This window comes from Stenotrophomonas sp. PvP093, assembly GCF_017876915.1.
Lineage (GTDB): Bacteria > Pseudomonadota > Gammaproteobacteria > Xanthomonadales > Xanthomonadaceae > Stenotrophomonas > Stenotrophomonas muris.
Genome location: NZ_JAGIOX010000004.1, coordinates 600,315 through 620,104 on the forward strand (window position 1 = coordinate 600,315; position 19,790 = coordinate 620,104).

Below are 19,790 nucleotides of genomic sequence, written 5' to 3' on the forward strand. Positions count from 1 at the left end.
GATGAGCCAGGCCCTCACGCTTGCCCGCCCGTACGCCCGCGCCGCGTTCGCGACCGCGCGCGACGAAGGTGCGTTCGCGCCGTGGTCGGACGCCCTGGCGTTCTCCGCCCACGTCGCCGCCGACCCGCGCGTGGCGGCCCTGCTCGCCAACCCGGAGCTGGGTCGTGACGACGCCGTCGCCCTGCTGGCGCCGGTGTCGCACGGCGAGACCTACTCGCGCTTCCTGGCCATCCTGGCCGAATCGCATCGTCTGCCGCTGCTGCCGGAAATCTCCGGCATGTTCGACGCCCTGCGCGCCGAAGCCGAGCACGTGGTCAAGGCCACGGTGACCTCGGCTTCCGAGCTGTCGGCCGGCGAGCTGGACGCGATCAAGGTCGCGCTGCGCAAGCGCTTCAACCGCGAGGTCGACGTGACCACCGCGGTCGATGCTTCGCTGATCGGCGGCGCCGTGATCGACGCCGGCGACGTGGTCATCGATGGTTCGCTGAAGGGCAAGCTGGCCCGTCTGCAGACCGCGCTCGCTAACTGAATTCATTTAACGTCCGGCCCCGCTGCCGGCACTAGGACTTGACGATGGCAACCACGCTCAACCCCTCCGAAATCAGCGAACTGATCAAGAACCGCATCGAGAAGGTCAAGCTGGCCGCGGAATCGCGCAACGAAGGCACCGTGACCAGCGTGTCCGACGGCATCGTGCGCATCTTCGGTCTGGCCGACGTGATGCAGGGCGAAATGATCGAACTGCCGAACAACACCTTCGCCCTGGCCCTGAACCTGGAGCGCGACTCGGTCGGCGCCGTGGTCCTGGGTGACTACGAGCACCTGCGCGAAGGCGACGTCGCCAAGACCACCGGCCGCATCCTGGAAGTGCCGGTCGGCCCGGAACTGCTGGGCCGCGTCGTGAACGCGCTGGGCGAGCCGATCGACGGCAAGGGCCCGCTGGGCACCGACCTGACCGCTCCGGTGGAACGCGTTGCGCCGGGCGTGATCTGGCGCAAGTCGGTCGACCAGCCGGTGCAGACCGGTTACAAGTCGGTCGACTCGATGATCCCGATCGGCCGTGGCCAGCGCGAGCTGATCATCGGTGACCGCCAGACCGGCAAGACCGCCATGGCGATCGATGCGGTGATCAACCAGAAGGGCACCGGCATCAAGTGCGTGTACGTTGCGATCGGCCAGAAGGCGTCGACCATCGCCAACATCGTGCGCAAGCTGGAAGAGAACGGCGCGCTGGCCCACACCATCGTGGTGGCCGCGACCGCTTCCGAATCGGCTGCCATGCAGTACATCAGCGCCTACTCGGGCTGCACCATGGGTGAGTACTTCATGGACCGCGGCGAAGACGCGCTGATCGTGTACGACGATCTGTCCAAGCAGGCCGTTGCCTACCGCCAGATCTCGCTGCTGCTGAAGCGTCCGCCGGGCCGTGAAGCCTACCCGGGTGACGTGTTCTACCTGCACTCCCGTCTGCTCGAGCGCGCTGCCCGCGTGTCCGAGGAATACGTCGAGAAGTTCACCGAAGGCAAGGTCACCGGCAAGACCGGTTCGCTGACCGCGCTGCCGATCATCGAGACCCAGGCCGGCGACGTGTCCGCCTTCGTTCCGACCAACGTGATCTCGATCACCGACGGCCAGATCTTCCTGGAAACCGACCTGTTCAACGCCGGCATCCGCCCGGCCGTGAACGCCGGTATCTCGGTGTCGCGCGTCGGTGGCTCGGCCCAGACCAAGATCATCAAGAAGCTGTCGGGCGGCATCCGCATCTCGCTGGCCCAGTACCGTGAGCTGGCTGCGTTCGCGCAGTTCGCCTCGGACCTGGACGAAGCGACCCGCAAGCAGCTGGAGCGTGGCCAGCGCGTCACCGAGCTGATGAAGCAGAAGCAGTACGCGCCGATGTCGATCGCCAACCAGGCGCTGTCGATCTACGCCGTCAACGAGGGTTACCTCGACGACGTGCCGGTCAACAAGCTGCTGGCGTTCGAAGAAGGCCTGCACGCCCACTTCGCCAACACCCAGGGCGAGCTGATCAGCAAGGTCAACGCCACCGGCGGTTGGGACAACGACATCGAAGGTGCCTTCAAGAAGGGCATCGCCGAGTTCAAGACCACCGGCAGCTGGTAATCGCGGTCCTGTAGAGCGGAGCCGCTGGCTCCGCTGGACCAGATGACAAACGGTTGAACAACGCGGGGCATCAGCCCCGCGCCACGGGAAACAAGAGATGGCAAGCGGACGCGAAATCAAAACCAAGATCAAGAGCGTGCAGAACACCCGCAAGGTGACGCGCGCCCTGGAAATGGTCTCGGCCTCCAAGATCCGCAAGGCGCAGGATCGGATGAAGACCTCGCGTCCGTACGCGCAGGCGATGAAGCAGGTGATCGGTCATCTGGCCCAGGCCAGCACCGACTACCAGCATCCGTTCCTGGTCGAGCGCGAGCAGGTCAAGCGGGTCGGTTTCATCGTGATCTCCTCCGATCGCGGTCTGGCCGGCGGCCTGAACAACAACCTGTTCCGCAAGATGCTGGGCGAAGCCAAGGCATGGCAGGACAAGGGTGCCGAAGTGGACCTGGTGACCATCGGCCAGAAGGCTTCGACCTTCTTCCGCCGCGTGAAGGTCAACATGGTCGGCAGCGTGACCCACATCGGCGACGTGCCGAAGCTGGAATCGCTGATCGGAGTGATCAAGGTCATGCTCGACGCCTTCACCGAAGGCAGGATCGACCGCGTGTACCTGGTCTACAACCGCTTCGTGAACACCATGGTGCAGAAGGCCAGCTTCGATCAGCTGCTGCCGCTGCCGCCGGCTGAGAAGCAGGTCGCTCACCACGACTGGGACTACCTGTACGAACCCGATGCCGCGACCGTGCTCGAGCACGTGATGACGCGTTACATCGAGTCGCTGGTGTACCAGGCACTGCTGGAAAACGTCGCCTCCGAGCATGCGGCACGCATGGTTGCGATGAAGGCGGCGAGCGACAACGCCAACAAGCTGATCGGCACCCTGCAGCTCGTCTACAACAAGGCGCGCCAGGCAGCGATCACCCAGGAAATCTCCGAAATCGTCGGCGGCGCGGCAGCAGTCTGACCGCGTTCGTTCAAAGCACACATTAGAGGATGCAGCAATGAGTCAGGGCAAGATCGTTCAGATCATCGGCGCGGTCGTCGACGTCGAATTCCCGCGTGAATCGGTGCCGAAGGTGTACGACGCACTGAAGGTGGAAAACACCGAGATCACCCTCGAAGTCCAGCAGCAGCTGGGCGACGGCGTGGTGCGTACCATCGCCCTCGGTTCCACCGACGGCCTGAAGCGCAACCTGGTTGCCGTCAACACCGGCCGTGGCATCTCGGTGCCGGTCGGCGCCGGCACCCTGGGCCGCATCATGGACGTGCTTGGCCGTCCGATCGACGAAGCCGGCCCGGTCGCTGCCAGCGACAACTGGGAAATCCACCGCGCTGCGCCGTCGTATGAAGACCAGTCCCCGGCCACCGAGCTGCTGGAAACCGGCATCAAGGTCATCGACCTGATGTGCCCGTTCGCCAAGGGCGGCAAGGTCGGCCTGTTCGGCGGCGCCGGCGTCGGCAAGACCGTCAACATGATGGAACTGATCAACAACATCGCCAAGGCGCACAGCGGTCTGTCCGTGTTCGCCGGCGTGGGTGAGCGTACCCGTGAGGGCAACGACTTCTACCACGAAATGAAGGACTCCAACGTCCTGGACAAGGTGGCGATGGTGTACGGCCAGATGAACGAGCCGCCGGGCAACCGTCTGCGCGTCGCCCTGACCGGCCTGACCATGGCCGAGTACTTCCGCGACGAGAAGGACGAAAACGGCAAGGGTAAGGACGTCCTGCTGTTCGTCGACAACATCTACCGTTACACCCTGGCCGGTACCGAAGTGTCGGCACTGCTGGGCCGCATGCCGTCCGCCGTGGGTTACCAGCCGACCCTGGCCGAGGAAATGGGCGTCCTGCAGGAGCGCATCACCTCGACCAAGAACGGTTCGATCACCTCGATCCAGGCCGTCTACGTTCCCGCGGACGACCTGACCGACCCGTCGCCGGCGACCACCTTCGCCCACCTGGACTCGACCGTGACCCTGTCGCGTTCGATCGCCTCGCTGGGTATCTACCCGGCCGTCGACCCGCTGGACTCCACCAGCCGCCAGATGGATCCGCTGGTCATCGGCCACGAGCACTACGACACCGCCCAGCGCGTCCAGCAGACCCTGCAGAAGTACAAGGAACTGAAGGACATCATCGCCATCCTGGGCATGGACGAACTGTCCGAAGAAGACAAGCAGGCCGTGTCGCGCGCCCGCAAGATCGAGCGCTTCTTCAGCCAGCCGTTCCACGTGGCCGAAGTGTTCACCGGTTCGCCGGGCAAGTACGTGCCGCTGAAGGACACCATCCGTGGCTTCAAGGCCATCGTCGATGGCGAGTACGACCACCTGCCGGAGCAGGCGTTCTACATGGTCGGCGGCATCGAAGAAGCGGTCGAGAAGGCCAAGAAGATGGCCGAGAAGGCCTGATCCGGGACGGGCGGGAGCGATCCTGCCCGACCTGACGCCGGCGCCGGGCAACCGCCCGCGCCGGTGGACCCCCACGGCGGCATTGCGCCGCCGCGAACAGCGAAGAGATTTGCATGAGCACGATCCGTTGCGACATCGTCAGCGCCGAGCAGGAAATCTTCCGTGGCGAAGCGACCCTGGTCGTGGCCACCGGTGAGCTGGGCGAACTGGGCATCGCGCCCAAGCACGCGCCGCTGATCACCCGCCTGAAGCCGGGCAAGGTGGTGGTGACCACGCCGAACGGCGAGCAGCTGGATTTCGCCATTTCCGGCGGCATCCTGGAAGTGCAGCCGCAGGTGGTGACCGTGCTGGCCGACACCGCGATCCGCGCGCAGGACATCGACGAAGCCTCGGTCCGCAAGGCCAAGGAAGAAGCCGAGCGCATCCTGGCCAACCGCGGCGAAGCGATGGAAGTGGCTGAAGCCCAGCAGAAGCTGGCCGAAGCCGTCGTCCAGCTGCAGGCGCTGGAGCGCCTGCGCAAGAATCTCAAGCACTGAGGTTCGCGCGTCATCAAGCACAAGCGCCGGCTAGCTGCCGGCGTTTTTGTTTGTTCGCCACAGGAGCAGGGAATGCAGCACTACTCGACAGCGATTGAAGGCGGCAGCTGGCAGCGGCCGTGGCGCACACCGGCAGGCGTGTTCCTGATTGCGTGGATCGTTCTGTGCCTGCCATGGCTCAGTGGCATCAAGACCATTCCCTTTGATGCCGTGCAGCAGTTCTTCCCGGCGGTCAGTTTCAGTGCCGAGCAGTTGCGTCACCTGCAGGCCCCCTGGTGGAATCCGTATCTCTACGGTGGCTACCCGCAGGTGGCCGATCCGCAGATGATGACGCTGCAGCCGACGATGCTGCTGCCGATGCTGCTGGCGCCGGGCTCCCTGCACCTGTTCACGGTGGTGGTGCTGCTGCATGTGCTGGCAGGCGGCCTGGGTGCACTGCGGTTGAGCCGCGTGCAGGGCATGCCGCCGCCGGCGCAGCTGCTGTTCGCGCTCACGCTGATGTTTGGTGGCGTGGCCGCGTCGCGCCTGCAGCACACGCCGATGATCATCAGCTACTGCCTGCTGCCCTGGCTGTGGCTGGGCCTGGAGCAGGTCCGCCGGCGGGGACGGATGCGCGACATCCTGCTGGCCGGTGTGGCCGGCGGGATGTGTGCGCTTCAACTGACCCAGGTCACCTATTTCATCATCCTCGCGTGCGTGATCTACGCCGTGGCTGCTGTCGTGCTGGCACAGGGGCAGCGCATGCGCCTGCTGTGGCAGCTGGGCGTGGTGGCCATTCTCGCCGGTGGTGTCAGTGCGCCGCAGTGGCTGTCCACGCTGGCCTGGCTGGACCAGACCAATCGCAATGGCCTGACGCTGGAAGCCGCGCTGCCGGGTGCCATCCACTGGCAGACACTGGTGACACTGCTGTCGGGCAACGTGTTCTCGCAGGGGCGCGGCGACAGCTGGGCCTTCGGTGATATCAGCGCCGATTACCTCTATGTGGGGGCAGTGCCGCTGGCGCTGTGGCTGCTCTGGGGCGGTGAGGTGCTGCGGCGCAAGCCGGCGGCGACGCGCGTCGCGCTGTGTGCGCTGACGCTGGCGATCATGGTCGCGGTGGGTGGCGCCACGCCGCTGTTCCCCTGGTTGTTTGGCTGGCTTCCGGGGCTGGACCTGTTCCGGCGCCCATCCGATGCGCTGTTCCTTACCGTGCCTGCGGCGGCGTGGCTCGGTGCCAGTGCCCTGCAGGTTGCCCTGCAGCGGCAGCCATTGCGATTGCATCGGGTGTCCGTGGCAATCGTCGCAGTGCTGGGTGCGTGCGCTGCGTGGCTGGCGATCGATCATGGTCATCCGCTCGCTTTCGCCTGGCTTGCGGTCAGCGCCGCGCTGGGCGTAGCCGCGGTGTGGGTGCTGCGCCGCCACCAGTCACCTGCGCGCTGGGTGCTGGCGCTGGTGCTGTTGGACCTGCTGCTGTTCAACGTCGGCACCAGGTTCAACGCGGGCAGCGGCACAAAGTCGGTGCTCACCGCCGATCGTGCGGGTCCTGCGCAGCGCGCCTATGCGCTGCTGGCCGCAGAGCGGCATATCGGCATACCCGAGCGCGCGGTGGTCTTCGGCATCGGCGGACTCACCAACGGCGCGGCGGTGCATGCCATTGCGCTGGCAAACGGCTACAACCCGCTGCTGGCAAGCGACTATCTGCAGATGACCGGGATGCCGGGCGAGCCGGTGGATACCTTCCAGCAGAAGGTCCCCACTGCCTGGATGCCAGACACCGCTGCTCCCCTGTACGACCTGCTGGGCGTGCGTTGGCTGCTGGCCCAGGAGCCGTTCCCGGGCTCCAGCGCGCAGGGCGACCAGGTGGAACTTGCGCGGCGTGACAGCGTGCTGCCACGGGTGCTGAATCCGCGGCAGGTGCGCCGACATGAGGAGCGTCTACCGCCTGCGCCGCTGTTCAACCAGACCGATTTCAACCGGCAGCTATGGCTGCCGGCAGCCGCCAGTAGCCACTGTGCCGAACAGGATGCCGGCGAGGCCACGGTACAGGTGCTGCACTACCAGCCTGGACGCATCGAGCTGACGGTGGTGGCCGACGATGCAGCATGGGTGGTGATCAACGAAACCACCGGTCGTGGCTGGCAGGCGCAGCTCGAGGATGGCCAGGTACTGCCGCTGCTGCGCGGCAATGGCCTCTTCCATGCGTTGTGCGTGCCGGCCGGGCAGCATCAGGTGCGGTTGCGCTACAGCGCGCTGCAGCTGTGGCGTGAGGGACTGGGAGCGCGCCTGCGCCGTGACGGTGATCGCTGACCGCTGACCGCTGACCGCGATCAGCGGTACACCACATGGCGCATCAACAGGAACGACACGCACGCCAGCCCGCCTTCCACCAGTGGCTTGGCCAGCCAGGTGTACTGCAGGCCCAGCGCGTGGTCGACCAGGCTCACCAGCAACGTGCTTGCCGCGGTCAGCAGCAGCCACAGCGCGAAAAAGCGTGCGAAACGCCTCCAGCCCAGCTTGTGGGTGCCGGCCTCGGCAAAGGTGTAGCGGCCGTTGAGCCAGAAGCCCAGCAGCATGCCGGCCAGGCGCCCGGCGACGTTGGCCGGTGCGACCGGCATGCCAAGCGCGGTGGCGACCACGAACACCAGCCAATCGACCAGCAGCTGCACGAGCCCGATCACGAGGTAGGCGCTTCCCTGGCGGACAAGGCTCATCGGCATGGTGAAGGAGGAGGGATGCCCATGTTAACGGCGTACGCTCTAGAATCGTCGGCAACGAACCACGGACTGCCGTTCCCATGACCCAAGCCCTGCACGTCATCATCCTCGCCGCCGGCGCCGGCAAGCGCATGAGGTCGGTGCTGCCGAAGGTGCTGCAGCCGATCGCCGGCCAACCGATGCTGGCGCACGTGATCGATGCGGCCCGCGAACTGCAACCGGCGGCCATCCATGTGGTCTACGGCCATGGCGGTGAGGCGGTGCGGCAACAGTTCGCCGACCAGCCCGACCTGCAGTGGGCTGAACAGGCGCAGCAGCTGGGTACGGGCCACGCGGTGGCGCAGGCGATGCCGCAGGTGCCGGATGCCGTGCAGGTGCTGGTGCTGTACGGCGATGTACCGCTGATCCGCGCGCAGACCCTGCGCGATCTGCTGGCGCAGCCGGGGCGGTTGGCGGTGCTGGTCGCCGAGGTTGATGACCCGACCGGTTACGGCCGCGTGCTGCGCGATGCCGAAGGCAAGGTGGGAGCGATCGTCGAGCAGAAGGACGCGACCGACGACCAGCTGCGCGTGCGCACGATCAACACCGGCATCATCGCCGCGGAGTCGACCGCGCTGCGCCGCTGGCTGTCGCAGCTGTCCAACCGCAATGCGCAGGGCGAGTACTACCTGACCGACGTGTTCGCATTTGCCGCGCATGAGTACACCCCGGCCGAAATGGCGCTGGTGGCCGACGCGCAGGAAGCCGAGGGGGCAAACGATCCCTGGCAGCTGTCGCAGCTGGAGCGTGCCTGGCAGCATCGCGCCGTGCGTGCGCTGTGCGCACAGGGTGCACGCGTGCGCGACCCGGCACGACTCGACATCCGTGGCACCGTCACCGTGGGCAGTGACGTGCTGATCGATGTCGATGTCGTTCTCGAAGGCAACATCGTGCTCGGCGACGGCGTTACCATCGGTCCGTTCAACCGCCTGAAGGACGTTACTCTCGGCCCCGGTACCGAAGTACGCGCGCACTGTGATCTGGAGGGTGTGGTCACCGAAGGCGCGGCGCTGGTCGGTCCGTTCGCGCGCCTCCGCCCAGGTACCGTGCTGGCCGATGGCGTGCACGTCGGCAACTTCGTCGAAACCAAGAAGGTCACCCTCGGCGTCGGCAGCAAGGCCAACCACCTCACCTATCTGGGTGATGCGGTGATCGGCAGCAAGGTGAACATCGGTGCCGGCACAATCACCTGCAACTACGACGGCGTGAACAAGTCGACCACCACCATCGGCGACAACGCGTTCATCGGTTCCAACAGTTCGCTGGTGGCGCCGCTGATGATCGGCGAGGGCGCGACCATCGCTGCCGGTTCGGTCATCACCCGCACCGCCCCGGACGGCAAGCTGACACTGGCCCGCGCACGACAGGAAACCATCGATGGCTGGAAGCGCCCGGTCAAGAAGTCCTGAGCCACGTATTCCGCATGCCGACGAGCTCGGCGTGCTGCCGGCAATTGAACAGCGTGCCGGCGAACTGCTGAAGGATCACGAAGCCCATCCGGTATTTGCCGGCCACGGCCTGGATCTGCCGACGCTGCAGGACGGCCTTCAGCGGGGCCAGCTGTGGGTTGTGGATGGCCCCGGCGGCGACATTGCCGGCTACCTGCTGGGCGGCGAGCTGGGTGGCGAGTTCCATGTCCTGCAGATGGATGTGGACCCGGCGCACGCGCGTCGTGGCCATGGCCGTGCATTGCTGCGGCACGCCTTGGCGCAGGCCAGGGCCACCGGCTTTGCTGCAGCGGTGCTGACCACCTTGAGCGATGTGCCATGGAATGCAGCCTTCTATGCCAGCGAAGGGTTCGACGTAGTGCCTGAGGCTGAGTGGAACGACGGCCTGCGCGCCGTCATGGCCGAAGAGGCTGCGCTCGGGTTTCCGATGCACCTGCGGGTGGCGATGCGGCGGACCTGGTAGGTGCCGGCCCTGGTCGGCACATCCGCGCATGGCGTGGAGCTACCCGATCGGCCCGCTCAACCCACCGGCAACAGGATCGACACGCACAACCCGCCATCGCCGCGGTTCTGCAGCGACACGCGGCCACCGTGCGCTTCCACGATCTCGCGCGTCAGTGCCAACCCCAGGCCGGTGCCGTTGCGCTTGGTCGAATAGAACGGCATCAAGGCGTTCTGCAGCACCTGCTCGTTCATGCCCTTGCCGCGATCCAGTACGTCCAGGCGCAGCCATTGCGGCAGCCGCGTGAGTTGCACCTGTACGTCATCGTTGGGCGGATCGGCCTCGGCGCAGGCTTCATGCGCGTTCTTCAGAAGATTCAGCAATGCCTGCCCGAACTGCGCGATGTCGATGCGGCTGCTCAGGTCCTCGTCCGGCTCGCGTTCCATGGTGAACGGGATCTGCTGGCGCAGGCTGGACAGGAACGGCGCCCAGTGCACGGTCTGCAGTTGCGGCTGCGGCAGCTTTGCGAAGCGTGCATAGCCACGGATGAAGCCTTCCAGGTGGCGTGCGCGGTCCTCGATGGTGGTGAAGATCTCCGGCAACCGGTCGAAGCGTTCGCGCTGCACCAGCACGCCACCGGAGTGGGCCAGCGAGGCGATCGGTGCCAGTGAGTTGTTGAGCTCGTGGCTGATCACCCGGATCACCTTCTTCCACGTCTGCACTTCCTGGCGGCGCAGTTCGGCGGTGAGCAGGCGTACCAGCAGCAGGTCGTGCGGACGGCCGTTGAGCTGGAAGGCGCGGCGCGACAGGTGGTAGACCTGCTCGTCATCCTCGTCGCCGTCCTCGCCCTCGGCATGCACCGCGAACAGGCTGTCGCCGCCACGGGCGATGGCATCGCGCAGCTCTACCGGCACCTGTTCCAGCACCTCTTCCAGACGCTGGCCTTCCAGCTTCCAGCCGCCATGCAGCAGCTTGCGCGCAGCCAGGTTGGAGAACACCACGCGGGCGATGCCATCGCCGCCGGAGGCAATCAGCAGCATGGCCACCGGCGTGTTCTGCACCATGGTGTCCAGCAGCAGTTCGCGCTGCACCAGGCCCTGCCGCTGTTCGCGCAGCACATCGCCCAGCTCGCGGTGCGCCTGCACCAGGTCGCCCAGTTCGTCGTTGCCCGGCCAGTACACGCCGAAGTTGTACTCGCCGTCGCGGTAGCTGCTGGTGGTGCCGGACAGTGCACGCATCAGCGAGCGCACCGGTGCGGTGGCACGGCGCAGGGTCCACCACATCAACGCCAGCAGGATCACGGCCGACGCCGTGGTCACCACCCAGCCATGGTTCATCCAGTACGCCAGCAGCCACGGCAGCGCAGCGGCCAGCGCCAGCACCGGCAGCAGGCGCAGGAACAGGCGGAAGGTGAACGAGCGCCGTTTCATTCGCGTGGGATGCCGTGGCGGTCCATGCGCCGGTACAGGGCCTGGCGGCTCAGGCCGAGTTCGGCAGCCGCCTGGGCGATGACGCCGTGGTTGCGTGCCAGCACGTCCTCGATGCGCTCGCGGTCGGGATCGTTGCCAGCGCTCGGTGCGGGGCGTGGCGCCGGTGCGGTGCGCGGCAGGTTCAGGTCGGCCACCTCGATGCGGTTGCCGGTCGCCAGCAGTTCGGCACGCTGGATCACGTTGCGCAGTTCGCGCACGTTGCCCGGCCACGGGTGCCGTTGCAGGGCGGCACTGGCGGCACTGGACAGCGGCTTGCCGGCCGTCAGGAAACGCTCGGCCAGTGGAACGATGTCGCCCGCGCGCTCGGCCAACGGCGGTAGTACCAGTTCCACTGTATTGAGGCGGTAATAGAGATCTTCGCGGAACGTGCCGTCGCGGATCATCGCCGGCAGGTCGGCATTGGTCGCGCTGACCACGCGGACTTTGACCTGGCGTTCGCGATTGGAACCCAGGCGCTCGAAGCGGCCGGTTTCCAGCACGCGCAACAGCTTCATCTGCCCGCCCAGCGACAGGTTGCCGATCTCATCCAGGAACAGCGTGCCTCCGTCGGCGGCTTCGAACTTGCCCTCGCGTGCCTTGTTGGCGCCGGTGTAGGCGCCGGCCTCGGCACCGAACAGTTCGGCCTCGATCAGCTCCGACGGCAACGCGCCGCAGTTGACCGTGATGAACGGGCCCTTGGCCACCAGTGAATTGGCCTGGATGATCTGCGCGATCTTCTCCTTGCCGGCACCATTGGGACCGGTGATCAGCACCGGCAGCTCGGAGCGCGCGACCTGGCAGGCCAGGGCGATGACGCGCTCGCTGGCCGGATCGGCGAAGACCGCACCGCACAGGTCGTACTTTTCTTCCAGCGCATTGCGCTGGCGCAGCTCACGGCTGCGGCGGCGGTCCAGTTCGCGCCGCGCCTCGGACAGCTCCAGCAGGTTGTTGACCGTGGTCAGCAGCTTGCGGTCGTCCCAGGGCTTGGCCAGGTAGTCGGCGGCGCCGGCCTTGACCAGGTCCACCGCGCTGCTCAGGTGGGTCCAGGCCGTCAGCAGGATCACCGGCAGGTCCGGGTGGCGTGCGCGGATCTGTGCGAACAGCGCTTCGCCCTCCTCGCCGGAGGTGGTGTCCTCGCTGAAGTTCATGTCCTGGATCACCAGGTCGACCGGCTGCGACTCGAGCAGGGCCAGCCCCTCGGCCGGGCTCTGCGCCTGCAGGGTGTCGATGTCGTGCAGGGAGAACAGCACGTCGAGTGCAGTGCCCACACTGGCGTTGTCGTCGATGATCAGGATCGAAGGCATCAAGCGGTTCTGCAGAAAGGGATGGGCGGCGCCGATGGAGCCGTGTTCGTGTCCATACGCCGGGAGAGCCCGGCGCCACCCATCAAGCATAGCCAAACCCGTAGCCGTCGGGGCGGCGGGCTCAGCGTCGGGGCGGCGGCGGTGGCGGTGCTGGCGGAGGCGGAGCGACCAGCGCCCTGCGCCAGGCAGCGGCGTCCACCGCGACCGTCAGTTCCTGTCTGTCGCGCTGCAGCAGGAGATAGGCCCTGGCGGCGCTTGAACGCCGCAGGGCCTCGGCAAGATGCTCGATCCTGCGTACGGTGGTGTCATCCACCCGCAGGATGCGATCGCCGCTGCGCACGCCGAAGCGGGCTTCCGGGCCGGCGGCTTCCACGCGCACCTGGCCTTCGCTCGAACGCAATGCCAGGCGCGCATCGTCCTGGCGCCACTCCAGTGTCTGCGAGCTGCCACCGCCGGCCAGTGCCGGCAGTGGCAGGAGCATCATCATCAGCATCCAGCGGATACGCATCTCATGCGCCCCGCGTGGCAACCGCAGGCGGTACCGCTGCCGCGCGCCGGGCCGGCCCGAACACCGCGATCTGGCCAAGCACCCACAGCAGCAGTGCGCCCAGCGGCAGGTAGTGCAGCGGCATGCGCGGCAGCTCGTACATGTTCATCAGTGCCAGGTTGATCGCATAGGCGGCCAGCATGCCCAGCACGATGCCCAGCGTGGCCAGCAGGAAGTTCTCGGTCTGGAAGTAGCGCAGGATCTGCCCACGCGTCGCGCCGAGCGCGCGACGGATACCAATCTGCTTGCTGCGCTGCTGCACCCAGAAGCTGGCCAGGCCGATGATGCCCAGTGCGGTGACCACCAGCAGCGAGATGCACACCGTGATCAGCAGCCCGACCATGGCCCTGTCGTTCTTGAAGTAGTCATTGCGCTGCGCCTCATAGGTCAGCTTCTCGCGCACCAGCCGGTTGGGGTCGTTGCGTTCAAGCGCGGCGATCGCGCCCTTGAGTACTTCCTCGCGCCGTTCCGGAGCGGTGCGCAGGACGTACGGGCCCTGGGTGAAATCGGTCCGCACAGGCAGCACCATCGACAGCGTGGTGTTGTTGTTGTAATCGGTGGGCGTGGCCAATGACGCGACAATACCCACCACGTGCAGTGGCTGCTTGCCCATGTAGAACGTCTTGCCCAGTGCGTTCTCGCCGGGGTACAGCCTGTCGGCGAGCGTGCGGCTGATGATCACCGAGGAGGCGGTATTGGTGGAGGCGTTCTTCTGTGCATCCTCGACGTTGCTGTATTCACTGGGCTGGAAGTCGCGGCCGGCGGTCAGCTGCAGTCCAAGCGTGGACAGTCCACCTTCGCCGAACATGTACATGGTGACGAAGGCGGTCGGACGTTCCTGTTCCTGCTTCAGCGAAACGCTGGTATTGGAGGAGTTCGGGCGGAACGGCAGCTGGTTGACCTTCGCGGCGGCGGTGACCCCGGGAACGGCGCGCAGGGCGGACAGGTCCTCCTGGGTGCGGGCCTGGCCATTGGTCTGCTTGCCGATGCCGCTGACCCGGACGAACACCAGCTCGTTCTCGGCCAGGCCGCTGGTCTGGCTGATCCGTTCAACGCGCTGGGTGACCAGGAACAGGGCATTGCAGACGATGGCGCAGGTCAGGGCGACTTCCAGCACGATCAGGGCGGCGGCTGTCTTGTGCCGGCGCAGGGTGCTGAGGATGGGGCGGATATCCATGGGAGGTCCTCGTACTCGTGCTTACTGCGACTTGAGCTGGATGGCCGGGGTAACCTGCATCGCGCGCCAGGCGGGCAGGAAACCAGCGGCGAGGCTGGCGAACAGGGTCAGGCCAATGGCCAGCAGCAGCATGCTGCCGTCCAGGTGGGCCAGGCTCGCGTAGTCCACGGGTTGCTGGCGCACCGCATACAGGCCGAGCAGGGCCAGGCCGATGCCGAGCACGCCGCCGGCAACGCCGATCGCACCGGCTTCAATCAGGCATTGCAGGAAGATCTGCCCACGGCTGGCACCGAGGGCGCGGCGCACGCCGATCTCGCCGCTGCGGCGCAGGAACTTCGCCAGCAGCAGGCCCACCGTGTTGACCAGGCAGACGCCGAGAAAGCCCAGTGCCAGCCACATCTGCAGGCGCACGTCGCTGGGCACGGCATTCTTGAACGTCAACCACTCCATCACCGGGCGCAGGCGCACGTTGGTAGGGCGCTCGAAACGGCCCGCTGCGCGCTGCTGGTCCGAGTAGTTGGCCAGGTAGCTGCGGTAGTCCTCGACCTTGGCCGGATCCAGCTCCACCCAGTACTGGATCCAGCTGCAGGGCGCGTTGATCGAGTTGCTGCTGCCATCCGGATTCTCGCCGAAGCAGTTCATGTTGCCGTTGCTGCCGAACTCCAGGTCCATCGCAGTGGAAAACGGCACCAGCAGGTCTTCATCCTTGCCGTAGTTGCCGGTGGTCAGATCGAAGAAGTGGGGTTCGGGACTCCACTTCTTCATCACGCCGATCACCCGCAGTGAATGGCCACTCAGGCGGATCTCGCGACCGGTGCTGTCGGCACCCTGGAACAGCTTGTCGTTGATCGCTTTCGACAGCACCACCACCCGGCTGCGATTGTCATCATCGCTGCTGTTCCAGGCACGCCCGTACTGCATCGGCACGTCGAACATCGGGAAGAAATCGGCCGACGTCCAGCGCGTATCCACCGAGAACGGCTTGAGCGTGCTGAGCTCCGGTTCCACCGTGCCGCCGCCCGCGCTCATCATCGCCTGGCGGATGCCGCGCTTCTCGCGCAGCAGGGTCTCGGCGTCGCGCCGTGTCATCTGTTCCTCAGGCTCCTCACCCGGGGTATAGCCGCCGCGCGGGCGCGGATCGACCTGCACGTAGAACAGCTGGTCGCTCTTGCCGGGAATCGGGTCGCCGGACAGCACGTGGAACACCGTCAGCGTGGTCATCGAGGCACCGATGCCGAGCGCGATGGCGACCACCATCAGTGCGGTCAGGATCTTGTTGCGGCGGAAGCTGCGTACCGCCAATCGGGTGTAGTAGGCGAACATGGGAGTGCCCTCACTCGTTGACGGCAACGATGTGGCGCGGCGGGGTAGCCAGCACCGGTTCGCGCACCAGGTCGGTCACCTGGCCATCGACGATGTGCACGTTGCGCTGCGCGCGCGCGGCCAGTTCCGGGTCGTGGGTGACCATCACGATGGTGGTGCCGGCGGCATTGATCTCCTCCAGCAGTTCCATCACGCCGCGGGCCATCTGCGTATCCAGGTTGCCGGTCGGTTCGTCGGCCAGCAGCAGGCGCGGGCTGCCGGCCAGCGCACGCGCGATCGCCGCACGCTGCTGCTGGCCGCCGGACAGTTCGTTCGGGTAGTGCTTCATGCGTGAGCCCAGGCCGACCTGGGTGAGCGCCTTCTCGATGCGTTCGCGGCGCTCGTTGGCACTCATCTTCCGGTAGCGCAGCGGCACGTCGACGTTGTCGAACAGGTTCAGGTCGGGAATCAGGTTGAAGCCCTGGAAGATGAAGCCGATCTTCTGGTTGCGCAGGCGGCTGCGGGCGTCATCGCCCAGCGTGCTCACGTCCTGGCCGTCAAGCAGGTAGGTGCCGCTGGTGAAGGTTTCCAGCAGGCCGGCGATGTTGAGGAAGGTGGTCTTGCCGGAGCCGGACGGGCCGGTGACCGCGACGAACTCGCCTTCCTTGACCTGCAGTTCCAGCGAGCGCAACGCGTGGGTTTCCACCTGTTCGGTGCGGAAGACCTTGGCGACCGAACGCATTTCGAGCATGTACATGGGGTGTCCTCTCTCCAGGATTCAGGTATCGGGTATCAGTTGACGGAGACGCGTTCGGCGTCCTTGAACAGGTCGCTGCCGGAGACCACGATGCGGTCGCCCGGCTGCACGCCCGACTTGATTTCCACTTCGCCCAGGCTGCTGACGCCCAGTTCCACCGGACGCCGCACCGCGGTGCGGCCATCCATCACGTAGGCCACGCCATTGCCCTGTTCGACGAACGGGCCGCGCTCGACCTTCAGCACGTCCTTGCGGGTATCGAGCAGCACGCGCACCGACATCCGCTGGCTCTGGCGCAGGCCTTCCGGCTGCGCGCTGGCGAAGCGCACGCGGGCGTTGACCTCGCCGTTGACCACTTCCGGCGACACCGCGCTGATCTCGCCCGGGAACGGCTTGCCATTGCCGCCGGTCAGCTGCGCCGGCATGCCGATCGCCAGGTCGCGGGCGAAGCTCTCCGGCACCTTGATCTCGACCTCGAACTTGGACAGGTCGACCACGCCCAGCACCGGCGCGTTGGCAGCCAGGTTGGTGGACTGGACCGCCTGCACCTGGCCGACCTGGCCGTCAAACGGTGCGCGCAGGGTCAGTGCGTCGACCTGGCGCTGCACTTCGGCCACCACGGCCTTCTGGCGGTCGGCCAGCAGGCGCTTGTTGCGGGCATCCAGGTCGGCGCCCTGGCTCTGCAGGCGCGCATCGGTGGTGGCGTTGGCCAGGGTGATATCGGCCTTCTTCAGCGAGTCCTTGGCCTTGGCCAGGTCGATCTGTGGCACCGCACCGCCGTCGTAGCCGCGCTGGAAGCGCTGCAGGTCGCGGTCGGCGGCCTGGCGCTCGATGGTGGCCTGGTCGGTTTCCTTGCGCGACTTGGCGCGGGCCAGGGTGGCGTCCAGCGCGGCACGGCTGGCCTCGGCTTCCAGGCCGGCCAGGGTGGCCTGTTCCTGGGCCAGCTTGCTGCGCAGTTCCGGGCTGTCGATGACCGCCAGTTCCTGGCCCTTCTTGACCACGTCACCGGCGACCACTTTCAGGTCCACGGTGCCGGCCGAGATGGCGTACAGGATCGGGCTGTTGGCGGCGATCACCCGACCGTCGGCGGCGATGTCGCGGACCAGGTCGCCGCGCTTCACTTCGGCGATGCGCACCCGGCTGCTGTCGAAGGAGCGGCTGGCATTGGACCAGGCATGCACGGCCCAGCCGATGCCGGCCAGCAGCACGATGGCGCCCAGCGCCGGCCAGCGGTAGCGCTGCCAGTTGACGCGGGTGGCGCCGGCGGGGGCGGAGGAAACGATCTGGTCCTGTGCGGAAGTGTCGCGGATCATCGGGTGCGTGCCTGACGGTGGTAGCCAGTACCAAGCACGTAGCGTGCCAACTTTATTTCCTTTCAGTTCAACAGGTTGGGCGGGCCGCTGGAGTGTCCGGGTGTCCGCGGACACCTTTCCGGACACTTTCATTAAGCGGACAGGAGGGGGAAGCCGGACACGCGGGCTAGAATGCGCCGATCGTCTTCAAGGAAACGCGTGACATGTGTGGAATCGTGGGTGCAATCGCCGATCGCGACGTGGTGCCGGTGCTGATCGAAGGACTGAAGCGGCTTGAGTACCGTGGTTACGACTCCTCGGGCATCGCGGTGATCGATCATGCCGAGCGCCCCGAAGTACGTCGTGTCCGCCGCACCGGTCGCGTGTCGGAAATGGCCACGGCGGCCGAGGCCGAAGGGTTCAATGCGGTGCTGGGTATCGGCCACACCCGCTGGGCCACCCACGGCGGCGTCACCGAGGCCAACGCGCATCCGCACATCAGCCACGGCGTGGCGCTGGTGCACAACGGCATCATCGAGAACCACGAAGAGCAGCGCGAGAAGCTGCGGGCGCTGGGCTACACCTTCGAGTCGCAGACCGACACCGAAGTCATCGCGCACCTGATCCATCATCACCTGAAGGGCGGCGATGACCTGCTGGTGGCGCTGCAGCACACGGTGAAGGAGCTGACCGGCGCCTACGCGCTGGCCGTGGTCAGCCGCGCCGAGCCGGAGCGCTTCGTCTGCGCGCGCATGGGCTGCCCGCTGCTGGTGGGCCTGGGCGAGGGCGAGAACTTCGTCGCCTCCGACGTCTCGGCGGTGATCTCGGCCACCCGCAAGGTGATCTTCCTGGAAGAGGGCGACACCGCCGAGATCCGTCGCGATGGCGTGCGCATCTTCGATGAGCATGACCGGCCGGTCGAGCGCGATGTGCACCTGTCCGACGTGTCGCTGGCATCGCTGGAGCTTGGCCCGTACCGCCACTTCATGCAGAAGGAAATCCACGAGCAGCCGCGCGCGCTGGGCGACACCATCGAGGCGGCGATCGACGCCGGTGGTTTCCCGGCCGAGCTGTTCGGCAAGAATGCCGAAGCGGTGCTGTCGGGCATCGAGGGCGTGCAGATCATTGCCTGCGGCACCAGCTACTACGCCGGCCTGACCGCGCGCTACTGGATCGAGGCCATCGCCGGCCTGCCGTGCAGCGTGGAGATTGCCAGCGAGTACCGCTACCGCGCCGCGTATGCCAACCCGAAGCACCTGATCGTCACCATCTCCCAGTCCGGCGAAACGCTGGATACGATGGAGGCGCTGAAGTACGCCAAGGCGCTTGGCCACAAGCACACGCTGTCGATCTGCAACGTGCCGGAAAGCGCGATTCCGCGCGCCAGCGAGCTGGTCTGCTACACCCGCGCGGGCGCGGAGATCGGCGTGGCTTCGACCAAGGCCTTCACCACCCAGCTGGCCGCGCTGTTCCAGTTGACCGTGGTGCTGGGCAAGCTGCATGGCCGCATCGACGCGGCGCAGGAAGCGGATTACCTGGAACAGTTGCGCTTCCTGCCGGGCAGCGTGCAGCACGCGCTGAACCTGGAACCGCAGATCGCGGCGTGGGCCGAACGCTTCGCGCGCAAGTCCAATGCGCTGTTCCTGGGCCGTGGCCTGCATTACCCGATCGCGCTGGAAGGCTCGCTCAAGCTCAAGGAGATTTCCTACATCCACGCCGAGGCCTACCCGGCGGGCGAGCTGAAGCATGGCCCGCTGGCGCTGGTGGACGAGGACATGCCGGTGGTGGTGATCGCCCCCAATGACAGCCTGCTGGAGAAGGTGAAGTCGAACATGCAGGAAGTGCGCGCCCGTGGTGGCGAGCTGTTCGTGTTCGCCGACCAGGACAGCAACTTCAATGAGTCCGAAGGCGTGCACGTGATCCGCACGCCGCGCCATGCCGGCGTGCTCAGCCCGATCGTGCACACCATTCCGGTGCAGCTGCTGGCCTACCACACCGCGCTGGCACGCGGCACCGACGTGGACAAGCCGCGCAACCTGGCCAAGAGCGTGACGGTGGAGTAACACTCCCGGATCCGTTGAATGCTGCATGCGAAAGGGGCCCGCGTGGCCCCTTTCGTTTGCGTGGTTGGCCATGCCAAGTGGGACAGCCACCGGGTTTTCTGTCCGCCGTCGGCAGCAGGCAATCATTCTTTAATGCGTGGCATCGGCTGTATTCAGCGGCGGTTTCAGCCGCGGTGCCATTCTCTGGATCGTCGG

At 66.4% G+C, this 19,790-nt stretch carries 17 protein-coding genes; 9 read left to right on the forward strand and 8 right to left on the reverse strand.

Going from position 1 to position 19,790, the window contains the following annotated elements; translation table 11 throughout:
• The first annotated feature begins 1 nt into the window (after position 1).
• The 6 genes from J3A72_RS05490 to J3A72_RS05515 all read left to right on the forward strand — a co-directional run bounded on the left by J3A72_RS05490 (position 2) and on the right by J3A72_RS05515 (position 7,348).
• Positions 2-529 (forward strand): F0F1 ATP synthase subunit delta, encoded by a 528-nt coding sequence (locus tag J3A72_RS05490; protein WP_032129048.1) that lies wholly within the window; start codon positions 2-4, stop codon positions 527-529.
• Positions 530-573: 44 nt separating this feature from the next.
• On the forward strand, positions 574-2,121 hold the full coding sequence (gene atpA / locus J3A72_RS05495; protein ID WP_005419511.1) for a F0F1 ATP synthase subunit alpha: 1,548 nt from the start codon (positions 574-576) through the stop codon (positions 2,119-2,121).
• A 97-nt stretch (positions 2,122-2,218) separates the two neighbouring features.
• Positions 2,219-3,082 carry a F0F1 ATP synthase subunit gamma gene (gene atpG / locus J3A72_RS05500; RefSeq protein WP_014648494.1) on the forward strand — a complete coding sequence of 288 codons (864 nt, stop codon included), beginning with the start codon at positions 2,219-2,221 and terminating at the stop codon, positions 3,080-3,082.
• A gap of 37 nt (positions 3,083-3,119) precedes the next feature.
• A complete protein-coding gene (gene atpD, locus J3A72_RS05505; RefSeq protein WP_005419510.1) occupies positions 3,120-4,526 on the forward strand; it encodes a F0F1 ATP synthase subunit beta in 1,407 nt (468 codons plus the stop codon).
• Positions 4,527-4,639: 113 nt separating this feature from the next.
• On the forward strand, positions 4,640-5,062 hold the full coding sequence (locus J3A72_RS05510; RefSeq protein WP_005419509.1) for a F0F1 ATP synthase subunit epsilon: 423 nt from the start codon (positions 4,640-4,642) through the stop codon (positions 5,060-5,062).
• A gap of 72 nt (positions 5,063-5,134) precedes the next feature.
• Positions 5,135-7,348: a hypothetical protein gene (locus tag J3A72_RS05515; protein WP_069117829.1), complete on the forward strand. Its 2,214-nt coding sequence runs from the start codon at positions 5,135-5,137 to the stop codon at positions 7,346-7,348.
• A 20-nt stretch (positions 7,349-7,368) separates the two neighbouring features.
• Here J3A72_RS05515 and J3A72_RS05520 read toward each other — a convergent pair whose 3' ends face one another.
• Positions 7,369-7,752, reverse strand: coding sequence for a GtrA family protein (locus J3A72_RS05520; RefSeq protein ID WP_069117831.1), 384 nt, complete (start codon positions 7,750-7,752; stop codon positions 7,369-7,371).
• 83 nt (positions 7,753-7,835) lie between these two features.
• Between J3A72_RS05520 and glmU the strand changes: the two genes are divergently transcribed.
• Positions 7,836-9,203, forward strand: a complete 1,368-nt coding sequence (gene glmU / locus J3A72_RS05525) for a bifunctional UDP-N-acetylglucosamine diphosphorylase/glucosamine-1-phosphate N-acetyltransferase GlmU (protein WP_069117833.1) — start codon at positions 7,836-7,838, stop codon at positions 9,201-9,203.
• Positions 9,172-9,705 carry a GNAT family N-acetyltransferase gene (locus tag J3A72_RS05530; RefSeq protein WP_041863844.1) on the forward strand — a complete coding sequence of 178 codons (534 nt, stop codon included), beginning with the start codon at positions 9,172-9,174 and terminating at the stop codon, positions 9,703-9,705. The genes glmU and J3A72_RS05530 overlap by 32 nt, the downstream gene beginning before the upstream one ends.
• 56 nt (positions 9,706-9,761) lie before the next feature.
• Here the strand turns inward: J3A72_RS05530 and J3A72_RS05535 are convergent, their stop codons facing one another.
• From J3A72_RS05535 to J3A72_RS05565, 7 genes are all read right to left on the reverse strand, one after another.
• Positions 9,762-11,114, reverse strand: coding sequence for a HAMP domain-containing sensor histidine kinase (locus J3A72_RS05535; RefSeq protein ID WP_014648489.1), 1,353 nt, complete (start codon positions 11,112-11,114; stop codon positions 9,762-9,764).
• On the reverse strand, positions 11,111-12,457 hold the full coding sequence (locus tag J3A72_RS05540; RefSeq protein WP_014648488.1) for a sigma-54 dependent transcriptional regulator: 1,347 nt from the start codon (positions 12,455-12,457) through the stop codon (positions 11,111-11,113). Before J3A72_RS05540 ends, J3A72_RS05535 begins: the two co-directional genes overlap by 4 nt.
• A gap of 121 nt (positions 12,458-12,578) precedes the next feature.
• On the reverse strand, positions 12,579-12,950 hold the full coding sequence (locus J3A72_RS05545; RefSeq protein ID WP_014648487.1) for a PDZ domain-containing protein: 372 nt from the start codon (positions 12,948-12,950) through the stop codon (positions 12,579-12,581).
• Between the two features lie 16 nt (positions 12,951-12,966).
• The gene (locus J3A72_RS05550) at positions 12,967-14,181 is read right to left on the reverse strand and encodes an FtsX-like permease family protein (RefSeq protein ID WP_014648486.1); all 1,215 of its coding nucleotides are present in this window, start codon (positions 14,179-14,181) and stop codon (positions 12,967-12,969) included.
• A gap of 21 nt (positions 14,182-14,202) precedes the next feature.
• Complete coding sequence (locus J3A72_RS05555) at positions 14,203-15,504, reverse strand: ABC transporter permease (protein WP_075077126.1); 1,302 nt, start codon at positions 15,502-15,504, stop codon at positions 14,203-14,205.
• 10 nt (positions 15,505-15,514) lie between these two features.
• The gene (locus J3A72_RS05560; RefSeq protein ID WP_014648484.1) at positions 15,515-16,240 is read right to left on the reverse strand and encodes an ABC transporter ATP-binding protein; all 726 of its coding nucleotides are present in this window, start codon (positions 16,238-16,240) and stop codon (positions 15,515-15,517) included.
• A 35-nt stretch (positions 16,241-16,275) separates the two neighbouring features.
• Positions 16,276-17,553: an efflux RND transporter periplasmic adaptor subunit gene (locus J3A72_RS05565; protein WP_032961233.1), complete on the reverse strand. Its 1,278-nt coding sequence runs from the start codon at positions 17,551-17,553 to the stop codon at positions 16,276-16,278.
• A 203-nt stretch (positions 17,554-17,756) separates the two neighbouring features.
• On the opposite strand from J3A72_RS05565, the gene glmS reads away from it, so the two are divergent.
• Entirely contained in the window at positions 17,757-19,595 is a 1,839-nt protein-coding gene (glmS, locus tag J3A72_RS05570; RefSeq protein ID WP_014648482.1) for a glutamine--fructose-6-phosphate transaminase (isomerizing), read from the forward strand.
• Positions 19,596-19,790 lie beyond the last annotated feature (195 nt).